The organism is Psychrobacillus sp. BL-248-WT-3, assembly GCF_012843435.1.
In the GTDB taxonomy this organism is placed as follows: domain Bacteria; phylum Bacillota; class Bacilli; order Bacillales_A; family Planococcaceae; genus Psychrobacillus.
In genome coordinates, this window is sequence record NZ_JABAFC010000001.1 from 325,211 (window position 1) to 336,475 (window position 11,265).

Annotated in this window: 14 protein-coding genes; 11 read left to right on the forward strand and 3 right to left on the reverse strand. The window is 35.3% G+C overall.

The features are described from left to right. Window positions 1–46 precede the first annotated feature (46 nt). The 9 genes from HF876_RS01685 (at window position 47) to HF876_RS01725 (ending at window position 7,303) form a co-directional block, all read left to right on the forward strand. A complete protein-coding gene (locus HF876_RS01685) occupies window positions 47–757 on the forward strand; it encodes an ABC transporter ATP-binding protein (protein WP_169358293.1) in 711 nt (236 codons plus the stop codon). Beyond that, complete coding sequence (locus HF876_RS01690; protein ID WP_169358294.1) at window positions 751–1,491, forward strand: ABC transporter permease; 741 nt, start codon at window positions 751–753, stop codon at window positions 1,489–1,491. The genes HF876_RS01685 and HF876_RS01690 overlap by 7 nt, the downstream gene beginning before the upstream one ends. A gap of 67 nt (window positions 1,492–1,558) precedes the next feature. Beyond that, on the forward strand, window positions 1,559–2,095 hold the full coding sequence (locus HF876_RS01695; protein WP_205963950.1) for a PadR family transcriptional regulator: 537 nt from the start codon (window positions 1,559–1,561) through the stop codon (window positions 2,093–2,095). A gap of 514 nt (window positions 2,096–2,609) precedes the next feature. Continuing rightward, on the forward strand, window positions 2,610–3,227 hold the full coding sequence (locus HF876_RS01700; protein ID WP_169358295.1) for an NUDIX hydrolase N-terminal domain-containing protein: 618 nt from the start codon (window positions 2,610–2,612) through the stop codon (window positions 3,225–3,227). A 21-nt stretch (window positions 3,228–3,248) separates the two neighbouring features. Then, window positions 3,249–3,797, forward strand: a complete 549-nt coding sequence (locus HF876_RS01705; RefSeq protein WP_169358296.1) for a histidine phosphatase family protein — start codon at window positions 3,249–3,251, stop codon at window positions 3,795–3,797. After that, window positions 3,784–4,227 (forward strand): NUDIX domain-containing protein, encoded by a 444-nt coding sequence (locus tag HF876_RS01710; protein ID WP_169358297.1) that lies wholly within the window; start codon window positions 3,784–3,786, stop codon window positions 4,225–4,227. The genes HF876_RS01705 and HF876_RS01710 overlap by 14 nt, the downstream gene beginning before the upstream one ends. A 115-nt stretch (window positions 4,228–4,342) precedes the next feature. After that, window positions 4,343–5,386: an LCP family protein gene (locus HF876_RS01715; RefSeq protein WP_240949564.1), complete on the forward strand. Its 1,044-nt coding sequence runs from the start codon at window positions 4,343–4,345 to the stop codon at window positions 5,384–5,386. 115 nt (window positions 5,387–5,501) lie between these two features. Next, window positions 5,502–6,083: a TetR family transcriptional regulator gene (locus tag HF876_RS01720; protein WP_169358298.1), complete on the forward strand. Its 582-nt coding sequence runs from the start codon at window positions 5,502–5,504 to the stop codon at window positions 6,081–6,083. 23 nt (window positions 6,084–6,106) lie between these two features. Next, window positions 6,107–7,303: an MFS transporter gene (locus tag HF876_RS01725; protein ID WP_169358299.1), complete on the forward strand. Its 1,197-nt coding sequence runs from the start codon at window positions 6,107–6,109 to the stop codon at window positions 7,301–7,303. A 237-nt stretch (window positions 7,304–7,540) separates the two neighbouring features. On the opposite strand, the gene HF876_RS01730 is transcribed toward HF876_RS01725, so the two are convergent. After that, window positions 7,541–7,756: a hypothetical protein gene (locus tag HF876_RS01730; RefSeq protein ID WP_169358300.1), complete on the reverse strand. Its 216-nt coding sequence runs from the start codon at window positions 7,754–7,756 to the stop codon at window positions 7,541–7,543. A gap of 110 nt (window positions 7,757–7,866) precedes the next feature. Further along, the gene (locus HF876_RS01735) at window positions 7,867–8,022 is read right to left on the reverse strand and encodes a hypothetical protein (RefSeq protein WP_169358301.1); all 156 of its coding nucleotides are present in this window, start codon (window positions 8,020–8,022) and stop codon (window positions 7,867–7,869) included. A 632-nt stretch (window positions 8,023–8,654) separates the two neighbouring features. Between HF876_RS01735 and HF876_RS01740 the strand changes: the two genes are divergently transcribed. Both HF876_RS01740 and HF876_RS01745 read left to right on the forward strand, forming a co-directional pair. Beyond that, window positions 8,655–9,491, forward strand: coding sequence for an alpha/beta fold hydrolase (locus HF876_RS01740; protein WP_169358302.1), 837 nt, complete (start codon window positions 8,655–8,657; stop codon window positions 9,489–9,491). A gap of 66 nt (window positions 9,492–9,557) precedes the next feature. Then, window positions 9,558–10,313, forward strand: a complete 756-nt coding sequence (locus HF876_RS01745) for a class I SAM-dependent methyltransferase (RefSeq protein WP_169358303.1) — start codon at window positions 9,558–9,560, stop codon at window positions 10,311–10,313. 481 nt (window positions 10,314–10,794) lie between these two features. Here the strand turns inward: HF876_RS01745 and HF876_RS01750 are convergent. Further along, window positions 10,795–11,265 (reverse strand): IS110 family RNA-guided transposase (locus tag HF876_RS01750; RefSeq protein ID WP_169358304.1); only part of this gene is annotated, 471 nt, incomplete at its 5' end.

Consider the following 11,265-nt stretch of genomic DNA (forward strand, 5'->3'; position numbering starts at 1 on the left):
ACGTTGAATAGTCAATGTTGAGTATAAAGGGAGAAGGAGTGATGTAATGCTGTATTTACAAGCTACAAATTTAGAAAAGAAATATGGTAATCGACACATTGTTAAGGGTATTAATCTGGAAATTAAAGATAACGAAATATTAGGTGTTATCGGCCCGAATGGGGCAGGAAAGTCTACTTGCTTAGAGTTACTAATAGGATTAAAGGAAAGAGATGGAGGGACCATACAATATTTCTTGGAGGATTTTAAAGAAAATATAGGAGTTCAACTACAAGCAAGCTCCTTTTTCCCAGGGCTCTCTGTCTCAGAAAACTTAAAGCTATTTGGAGCCTTTTACAAAAGGAATGTAAACAAGTATGAACTGAACGATATACTTTTAAAATGTAGATTAACGGAGAGTGCTAATACTGAAGCCTCCAAGCTCTCCGGTGGACAGCAAAAACGTCTAGCAATTGCCATTACTCTAATTCATCAACCTAAGTTAGTTTTTTTAGATGAACCAACAGCAGCATTAGATCCAATTTCTAGAAAGGAAATACAAGCCTTGATTCGCCAAGTGAATAATGAAGGAAGAACAGTTGTATTTACCTCTCATGACATGGAAGAGGTAGGCCACATAGCAGATAGAATTATATTTATTAATAAAGGGAAAATTATTTGTGAGGGTGAGCCCAAAATACTGATAGCTGAACATGAAGTAACAAATTTAGAGAGCCTTTATATAAAATTGGTTTCTAAGGAGGGAGTTGAATGTTAACTATCTTTCGCTCTATGATTATTAGCTCTCTACGTGATAAGATTACCGTATTTTATTCTCTTCTATTTCCACTAGTAGTGATGATTGGTTTGAGCATTTACATGGATAATATGGATGAACGTATATTAACAGGTGTGACTGCAATTGGAACTATATTTTGGGGGATGCAAGGAGTTGCTTTTCAAGTCCTCTATCAAAGGAATAAAGGTGTTTATAAAATGCTCAAAATATCTCCCTTACCAATTGCACACTTTATCATTTCTATGGTGCTTGCCAGAACAGCTTTGGGTGTAGGGTTGAATATGGCTGTCTGGACTTTCGGAGTCTTGTTATTTCAGATATCATTAAGTTTTTCACTAATAGTAGGAACTATACTTTTAGTTACAGTTGCAACACTCTGTTTTACTAGCATCGGCTTTCTAATCGCTAACCTGGCTAATAATGAGGGGCACATTAATATGATTTCAAATTTGTTCCAAATTCCATTTATATTGTTTAGTGAAGCGTTTTATTCCTTAAGCAATGCACCAGGATGGATTCAATTTCTAAGTAAGTTATCACCATTTAATCACTATGTAAAAGGATTAAATGCAGGGATGGAGGAAGCAATACTCCAAATGGGATCTGCTATGTTAATATTATTGCTTTACATGTTGATCAGCGTACTACTAGCAACAGCTACTTTCAAGTGGGAGGAAAAACTTAAAACAGAGTATAAGGTTTTTTCAAACTAAACATTTATTGTCTTGTGCTATAATAATACTCAATGTTGTTTATTTTAAATTGGGGAGAAACATTATTATGACAAGATTGATGGTATTAGGACTATTAAAAACGAAGCCAATGAGTGGTTATGAAATTCAACAAACTCTTCAAATTAGTGAAGCAGATCGTTGGGCAGGTATATTAGCTGGCTCTATTTATCACGCTCTTAAGAAAATGGAGAAGGAACAGCTAGTTGAGGTTGAGGCAATTGAACAGACTGGGAATAGAAGTAAAGCAATATATAAGATAACCGAGAATGGCGTAAGAGAATTTCAGAAATTATTGAAAGATACATTAGAAGAACTATCAGTAAACCTGCCAAGCAATCTATATACTGCATTAAGCTTTATACAAAACCTTCCAAGAGAAGATGTGTTAGAAGCATTTTATAAACAAACAACAATACTGGAAAAAGAATTAGAGATGCAAAAGAAAGGTATCCAAATAAAAAAAGAACATATGAAAATTGATGAAGTTACAGAGCTCATTTTTGAAAATATGTATAGTCAATACGATTTACAAATACAATTGCTGAAGAAATTAATTAACATCTTTGAACTGGAAAATAAATAATTACATGAAAAACTACTACAATCCCTCAGATTGTTGGTAGTTTTTTTAATTTATATATATTTATAACTAGTTAGATGATATATTAATTATAAGTTTTTTGATTATTTTGTTTACAACAGAATTACGGTATAACATGCTCCGCCTGTTGTAGAAAAGGGAAAAGAAGGTTATGAAGTAGAATGATAAATCACAGTTTTCCGCTCTCACGCAGGCGCTTTATTTGGGCACGGCTCGAGCCTGTAGTCTCTCACGTGCTGTTCCCCTAGGAGTCGCCGCCTGTCTCTACAATCAATGAGCGTTTTGCTATTAAAGAGGACTAGTAATCCATAAACTTAGAAAAAGTCCCTAAGAATCTAGATATGTCTCATAAACTCGTAGATTTTCCACATAAAAAGAAGACTAACCTATCATCATTCAGATTTAATTTTAAAAATGTGTATTAAAAACTTAAAAATTCTACAATGAGTTTAACTCTAAAAAAGTATGAATTAATAGGAAATAGGAGTGTTTAATAGTGAGCCAAAAATGGTTGGAGTGGGCCAAACGAATACAAGCATTATCACAATCTGGATTGGCTTTTTCAAAGGATATATACGATATCGAGCGATATGAAGAGTTAAGAGCCATAAGTGTTGAAATTTTGACGGAGCAAACGGGTTTAGAATTTCAAAAGGTAAGTGATTTATTTGCTACAGATAAGGGATATCAAACCCCAAAAGTAGACGTGCGTGGGGTAGTTTTTAAGGACAATCAAATTTTAATGGTTCGTGAAAGCCTGGACAACAAATGGTCATTACCGGGTGGTTTTTGTGATATCGGATTATCAGCAGCGGAAAATATCGTAAAGGAAATAAAAGAGGAATCTGGTTATGAAGTAAGGCCAGTAAAATTGCTTGCATTAATGGATAAGGACAAGCATCCCCATCCACCTGAGGCTTACCATTACTATAAAATTTTTATTCGTTGTGAAATTACTGGAGGGGCACCTGCTAGCGGAGTGGAGACAAATCATGTTCAATTCTTTTCTCCAACTAACTTACCTACACTATCTACTAACAGAAATACAGAATCTCAGATTAAGACTATGTTTGAATTTCTCATTAATCCAGATAAAGAAACGATCTTCGATTAACGTATGGAGGTACATGAGCCGATGATATATGTAGTACGACACGGAGAAACAGATTTAAACAAGGAAGGTCGCTTACAAGGTAGAAACGGCCTCCCGTTAAATGAAAAAGGAAAACAGCAAGCTGAATACGTAAGAAAACTTTTAAAAGAAGTTCCTTTTCACTTAGTTTTTTCTTCCCCTCAGGAAAGAGCAATACAAACTGCAGAAATTGTAACGGGTAGAACAGCTACCATAGATTCCAGGCTAGATGTTTTTGATTTGGGTGGGGCAGACAGAGTAAAAAAAGAAGAAGTGAAGCTGGCAGGTGCGATACCTGATCCAACTATTTATAAGGGTGTGGAAGATATCACTATATATGTTACACGAGTATTTGATTTCATGTTTCACCTAGAAAAGACATACAACAAGTTTCAAGGAAATATACTCATCTCTGGGCACCGTTGTACGACAGGTTGTATAGGTGCTTATTTTGAAGGTATACCGAAAGATAAAAATATCTTACGCTATTCCTCAAATAATGGAGAGTTCAAAGTCTATACCTTTAAGGAGGAGTTACATGTTCATCGTTAATGTGGAGGGTGCTATATATAAAGAAGGAAAGTGGCTTCTAGTGAAACGAAGTGAGCAGGAGGAGCATGGTGCGGGAGGCCTGGCTCTTGTTGGTGGTCAGGTAGATCAAGAAGGGAATTCAAGTGATATTTTCGAAAGAACGCTAATTCGAGAGATTGATGAAGAGGTAGGCATTGAAGTAACAAATCTTCAATATGTGAATAGCTCGACCTTTATATCAGATACAGGAAAACCTGTTGTAGATATTGTCTTCGTTTGTGACCACTTCTTTGGGGAACCATACGTGAAATGCAAAGAAGAATTAGATGAAGTAATATGGATGACCACGGAAGAAATCTTAAATGGGGAAGAGTTTCCAGATTACCTTAAACGGAATATTACTCAAGCAGAACAGTTAAGAACACTAACAGAACAAATTAAAGTAGGTTAAAATATAGAAGTTACCTCAACTTGTAATTTTAATCCAAAATGGTATAATTTAGAAAAAGTGAGCGATTTTATATAAAGCAAATACATATATTGTTGTTCAAGGGAGAAAAGAACGGATGGGAAATTCTCAAAGCAGGTTGAAGAAGAAATCTTCTTCAAAAAAGAGAAAGATTAAAAATATAGTATTAATTAGTTTAATGGCATTGACTTCGGCTATAATTTTCTTCGCGATTAATTTATCCTGGGAAGCCAAGCATGCAAACAATAAAATGTTTGTGCCATTGGAAAAAGACCTTAAAGACACTTCGATTAAGAATGAGCTAGTAGCAAAGGCGGATGACTCACCTTTTACTATTCTTTTAACAGGCGTTGAGCGAGGAAAGACGGAAAAATATGGTCGTTCAGATATGCTAATTGTAGCAACTGTTAATCCGTCTACAAACAAAATTTCTATGGTTAGCATCCCTAGAGATACGTTAGTTCATATCGAAGGATTAGACAGGGAAGATAAGATTAACCATGCTTATGCAAACGGGGGAATTGATTGGGTATCAGAAGCAATAGAGACCATGCTAGGTATACCTATCGATTATTATGTCTCCACTGACTTTCAGGGCTTCCAAGATATAGTCGATACCATAGGAGGCGTTGAGGTAAATGTACCTTTTACATTTAAAATTCAACTCGCTAACTTTGAGTGGAAAACTTTTACGGAAGGTCCTATGTTTTTAGAAGGTGACGAGGCACTGGCGTATGTACGAATGCGAAAAAAAGATCCTGAGGGAGATAAGGGCCGTAATGAACGGCAACAGCAAGTTATCGAATCATTATTAAACAAGATGACCAATGTGGGCATGATTACTAAAATTGATGATTTAATAGAGGATGTAGGGGATAATGTCAAAACGAATATCCCGTCTTCAGATTATTTAAAACTAGCCAAAATGTATCAAAAATTTAAAAACAGTCCTATTGAGCATCTACAGTTAGATGGCAGTGGTAAAATGATCTACAGTAAAGAAGCAGGACTGGACCTTTGGTATTTTGTTCCAGAAGAAGACTCACTTAGTAAAGTCGGGGAGCAGCTAAAATCCAATCTAGTTAGTACTACATATAAAGCAGATGTAGAAGAAGTAAAGGATTTATCAATAGGTAAATAAAACGTGTCCGGGTACCATCTCCGGACACGTTTTTTATTTTGAGATAAATTGTTTGCTTCCTAAGTGAACATTTGATATTATAACTGACGAACGTTCGTTAAAAGGAGCGATAGGTGTGAAACATATAGAATTAAAAGAAGCTGCTCTCAAGTATTTTACGATTCATGGATATGAAGGAGCCTCATTATCTCAAATTGCTAAAGAAGTGGGTATGAAAAAACAGTCCATATATGCACACTTTAAAGGAAAAGATGACCTTTTTCTTCAAGTCTTAAGAGATGCCAAGCAAATCGAGCTGAACACAAAGCTTCATTATTTTCGTCCTCTTGATGCTGAAGATCCTTTAAAGGATTTATATGGCTTCTTAAAAATGGTTATTAATCTTTTTCAAAAAGACGAGCATTTAAAATTTTGGCTAAGGATGTCATTTTTTCCTCCAGCGCACTTAGCTAAAGATATCGAAGAAGATGTACTTGATATAGAGAAACAAGTACAAGCTGTATTAGAAGAAAAATTTCAACAATGGATAGATGCAAAGCTAGTTGACGGTGAGTCAGCATTGATTTTGACATATGCTTTTTTAAGCATGATAGATTCGATGATGCTTGAACTTGTCTATAACAACGATGAGAAGCGTTTATCAGAGAGACTAGATGCCTCCTGGAAGGTATTTTGTCGTGGTATATCTAATCATTAAAGTTAAAGAAAGAAGTGCGTAGGATGAACAAACCATTAAAAGAACAAAAATCCGTAGTTATTATACTTCTTAGCAATATATTCATTGCTTTTTTAGGAGTAGGCTTAGTAATACCTGTTATGCCATCATTTATGAATATCATGAATCTTACAGGAAGTACAATGGGGTATCTAGTTGCGGTATTTGCAGTTGCCCAATTGATAACCTCCCCCTTTGCAGGTCGATGGGTTGATCAAATCGGCCGTAAGAAAATGATTACTCTAGGACTATTATTATTTGCTATTTCCGAGCTTATTTTTGGAGCTGGAACAAATGTTTGGGTGCTTTACTTATCAAGAGCATTGGGTGGGATTAGTGCAGCCTTTATAATGCCTGGTGTAACTGCTTATATAGCAGATATAACTACGATTAAGGAACGTCCAAAGGCGATGGGCTATATTTCAGCAGCTATTAGTACTGGTTTTATCATTGGACCAGGAATCGGAGGGTTTTTAGCTGAATTTGGCATAAGAGTACCTTTTTACTTTGCAGCAGGTATAGCATTTATTGCTTGTATCACCTCTTTATTTATCCTAAAGGAACCACTCTCTAAAGAAGAGCTTGCAGAAATATCCGCTAACAGTAAGCAAACCAATTTTATAGGCGACTTGAAAAAATCATTTAAACCAATGTACTTCATAGCCTTTATTATTATATTTGTGTTAGCATTCGGATTGTCTGCTTACGAAACTGTGTTCAGTTTATTTTCTGATCATAAATTTGGCTTCACTCCAAAGGACATTGCTCTCATTATAACTATCAGCTCGATATTCGGTGTAGTCGTGCAAATATTTATGTTTGGCAAGCTTGTCGATTGGCTAGGAGAAAAAAAGTTAATACAAATCTGTTTAATAGTTGGGGTCTTATTAGCGTTTGTTTCTACAATGGTTACAAGCTTCCTCATGGTACTATTAGTCACAAGTTTTATTTTTCTAGCATTTGATTTACTGCGTCCTGCTTTAACGACATTTTTATCAAGAGCGGGAGGAAAAGAGCAGGGATTTGTTGCGGGCATGAATTCCACTTATACGAGCCTAGGTAATATAGTAGGACCAGCACTCGGAGGTATTCTTTTCGATGTGAATATTCATTATCCTTACCTGTTTGCCGGACTTGTTATGTTGGTGGGGCTTGTGATCACTGTGTATTGGAAGGATAAGCAATGGGAAACTAGTTTATAAATAAATTAAAACTATTAAGAAGTATTGCAACGGAAACGTTTAGCAATACTTCTTTTTTGCAGGGATGTATTTCATAGAACGGGAAGAGACCGGAACCTGTGCTAATATCAATTGACTAGGTTACAGGTAAAGGTTGATTTTAAATACACATAAAAAATGAACTAGGATATTTTTTCTAGGCTCATTTTACTTTAATATTATTTTGATTAACGAACCCTCTAGCTTGATAAGACCTTTTTATATTTTACCTTCTTTTATCCATGTCCGATTTTGGTAACTTCCGAACACTGATGCTAAGAAAAGTAAAAGCATAATTATAACGTAAATCGAAAGTCTATTGATTTCTAGTAAGCCTTCGCCGTTTGCCACTGTCCAAATGGATAATCCAAATAGCATTAAGTAACAAAATACATTAGGTATAATCCATGCGATTCTTAACTTTGTATTTTTCAAAGAAATTCCCCCTCGGATTATATACGAAAGTCAACATGAATAGATTCCAAATAAATATTTCCTTCTCGAAGTAAAGCACACCGTTATTTCAACAAGAAACGTAGCTCCTTTTAATTATTTTTAGTGAAATTAACCCATTGGTTAGTAGGTCCTGTGTTATCTATTATGAATAAACTACCGTCTTTCTTATAAAGAAAAATTTCATTCCCAGATTCAGCACCATCTCCTAATGCTGTTAATGTGTTTGTTGAGACAATTTGACTCATATCCACTTCATCTTTAGGAATAATCCTTTTAAAAACATACTTCTCACCACCATAATTTATCCATTGCAGTGGAGTAGGTTCGCTAATTTCAGGCTCTTCAGTAGTTTCTTTCTCCGATGAATTGTTACTAATAGCTGATGAATCGTTAGTGCAACCCGATAAGATAGCAATAGCTATTAATGAAAAGAAAAAGTATTTTATTCTAATACGCTTTTCCTCCTTTTCCCAATAAGTCGTTAATTTTCAGTTAAAGTTTCGTTTATTGTTATTAAACTAACCAGCGTCGCCGCCTAATCAACATATATGGTTAAGCGTTCAATCGAAAATTAGTCCACTTGTTATAACATAGCCTATTAATTCTACTTTACAATTCAAAGAAATACTATTCTCTCTGTTATTGTTCATGTTTTTACAAAATATTAGGAGTAGTTATTTCAATTTAAAGGAGTTAACTATTCTGATATGGAATACTAATATAGGATCTTCCATAAGGGTGTCTACCTTGAATTAATTTTGCATCGTAGTCATTTTGATATTTCTTTTTATGGCTATTCTTATAGCTTTGGTAGAAGGCTGAAATGTATGATTTACAAAAGTAGGATATTAGCAGTATCGAAAATAGGGGGCATTGTATGTGGACGCAAGGTTTTATTGAGACGACTAGAGGTACATTTGAATTATTTGAGAAAGGATCTGGACCACCTATGGCTATTACACACCTTTATAGTGCGTTTGATAGTCGAGGAAATCATTTTGCAAATCCTTTCACAGACCATTACCATGTCTATTTGATAAACCTTAGAGGCGCCGGAAATTCCGTACAGGCTAAAGAGGAATCGGAATATAGCATGGATGAATCGGTATTAGATTTAGAGGCAATACGGATAGCCTTGAATATAGATACATGGGCATTTGGTGGACATTCCACAGGGGGCATGCTTGCTTTAAAATATGCTACATTAGCTCAGAAGTCATTAGACAAAATAGTAGCAGGTGGAGCTTCTGCTAGTGTTGCTTATAGTCAGGATGAAGAAAGTATTTATAATCAACAAAACCCTAATTTTAAAAGAATAATAGAAATAATGGATTTACTAAACGATGTACAAACTCCAATCGAAATTCGCCAAAACATAAGCTATGAATGGACTTTGATGTCTTATCATAAAGAGGAAAACTTAAAGGAAGCCTTAAAGACACCTAACAGTGGAAAGACAGTGGGACCAAGGCTTGATTATTTTAGAAAAGTAGAATGTGCTACATATGATATTCGAGAAGAATTGAAAAGTGTCTCTATACCTGCGTACATTTATGCTGGTAGATTTGATACACAATGTCCATACAAGTATGGAGAAGAGATAGCTCAATTATTGCCTAATTCAACGTTTGTTTCTTTTAACGAAAGTAATCACTTTCCATATTCTGAGGAAGCAGAAAAATTTCATAAATTCGTGATCCAAACACTTGATTAGATAGCTCTCCACTTGAAATATCATAAGACATTTTTATTAGCAAATAAATTTAGGAGTATGGTCTAGATGAATATAATAAGACTAAAAGAAGAGTGGCTAATGGAAGAAGCGAAAAGCTTTAAAGGATGGGATTTTTCTCATTTAAAAAACCGTTGGGAAGAGCAAGCGACACCATGGGATTATCGAAAAATTATAGATCAATACTTATCTAATGAGCATTCTCTTCTAGATATGGGAACAGGTGGAGGTGAGTTCCTGCTCACCTTAGGTCATCCCTATGAAAATACATCCATTACAGAAGGGTGGGAACCCAATATAAATTTATGCAAGGAGACTTTGGAGCCATTAGGGATACGTGTTAAGCAGGTGTTTGATGACAATCTATTACCTTTTGAGGACCAAACCTTTGATGTTATTATTAATCGCCATGAATCCTATAATTTGAAGGAAGTTCGAAGAGTTCTTAAAAAAGAAGGCATCTTTATAACCCAGCAGGTAGGGGGAAGGGATAATGAGTGGCTTTCTAACAATTTAATCCCTAACTTCAAGTCTCTATATCCTAATTTTTCTCTCGAGAACGAAGCCCAAAAGTTTATAGCTGAAGGATTTTCTCTTCTATATAAAAACGAATCATATCATTCGTTGAAATTTAGGGATGTCGGAGCAATTGTGTACTATGCAAAAATTATAGATTGGGAATTTCCAGGATTTACAGTCGACTCCTGTCTGGAGCGATTAATAGAATTAGAGAAAATGAAGGAAAGTCAAGGATATATAGAAAGTCTACAACATCGCTTTATATTAGTGGTGAAAAACGAATGAATTCGAAAATTGTGCATGGAATGTCATGATAGTTTATATGCTAAAAACCTAACTTTAACATTGCTTGAAACAAAAAAACCATCAGCCACGGAAAGCGTCCGAGATATGAGTGGAAATCAATTCTACTTTACATATAAAAAAATAATCCTACTTCAACAATTAATTGTAGGTAAATTAGCATATTTTGACTAGCCTTTTTTACTGAAATGTCGTTTCTGCCATACATAGTAAAGGAAATAACCCCCTACACATCGAATTAGTAAAATACTAATCCCGTGTGTAGGGGGTTAATCGTTTTATAAGAACATAAGCCCAGTGGTAATATGTCAAGCGAAAAAAAGAAATGAATTGGAAATTACTTAAGTGATACTTTCCAAATGAACACTTTTTGCGCATACCAAATAAACCTCTCATTTTTCTGCTTTTAAAAAAGAAAAAAATGGAAGTTATTTAACGGGTGAAAGGTTGTGAGTTGGTTAACTCAGTCTCTCCTTTCTGGTGGTATGTACAGCTGATTCGTGCGTAGTAGCGAATGCACGAGGCGTACTAGTTTTCTAGCGGTTAAGACGAGAGCGCGTTTATGTTGGTGCTTGGTTACTTCTTGGTATTTCTTTTGATAAAAGGCTTTATATTCAGTGTCATATTTACGTACCGCATCTGCTGCTTGTACAAGATAATACCGTAGGTATTTATTGCCGGTTCGCATCCGGCTAGTATTTTCGGCTTCAAATTCGCCAGATTGATACTGTGTCCAAACGAGTCCAGCATATTTCGCTAATGCGTGGTGGTCATCAAAACGCTTGATATCTCCAATTTCGGCGAGCAAGCCGGCTGCGTACACGGGTCCAATGCCTTTTACGGAAGTTAATGTTTGGGTGAAACCTTTCATCATACGCTCGATTTCCTTATCCAAACGTTTGACTTGGGATTCCATATGGCGAATCGTACTTAA

What these genes read in the sequence shown, in the direction of transcription:
- HF876_RS01705 (WP_169358296.1), top strand. Translation starts at nt 3,249, where the DNA reads ATGATATATGTAGTACGACACGGAGAAACAGATTTAAACAAGGAAGGT.
- HF876_RS01735 (WP_169358301.1), bottom strand. Translation starts at nt 8,022, where the DNA reads ATGAGTCAAATTGTCTCAACAAACACATTAACAGCATTAGGAGATGGT.
- HF876_RS01690 (WP_169358294.1), top strand. Translation starts at nt 751, where the DNA reads ATGTTAACTATCTTTCGCTCTATGATTATTAGCTCTCTACGTGATAAG.
- HF876_RS01740 (WP_169358302.1), top strand. Translation starts at nt 8,655, where the DNA reads ATGTGGACGCAAGGTTTTATTGAGACGACTAGAGGTACATTTGAATTA.
- HF876_RS01745 (WP_169358303.1), top strand. Translation starts at nt 9,558, where the DNA reads ATGAATATAATAAGACTAAAAGAAGAGTGGCTAATGGAAGAAGCGAAA.
- HF876_RS01710 (WP_169358297.1), top strand. Translation starts at nt 3,784, where the DNA reads ATGTTCATCGTTAATGTGGAGGGTGCTATATATAAAGAAGGAAAGTGG.
- HF876_RS01685 (WP_169358293.1), top strand. Translation starts at nt 47, where the DNA reads ATGCTGTATTTACAAGCTACAAATTTAGAAAAGAAATATGGTAATCGA.
- HF876_RS01695 (WP_205963950.1), top strand. Translation starts at nt 1,559, where the DNA reads ATGACAAGATTGATGGTATTAGGACTATTAAAAACGAAGCCAATGAGT.
- HF876_RS01715 (WP_240949564.1), top strand. Translation starts at nt 4,343, where the DNA reads ATGGGAAATTCTCAAAGCAGGTTGAAGAAGAAATCTTCTTCAAAAAAG.
- HF876_RS01725 (WP_169358299.1), top strand. Translation starts at nt 6,107, where the DNA reads ATGAACAAACCATTAAAAGAACAAAAATCCGTAGTTATTATACTTCTT.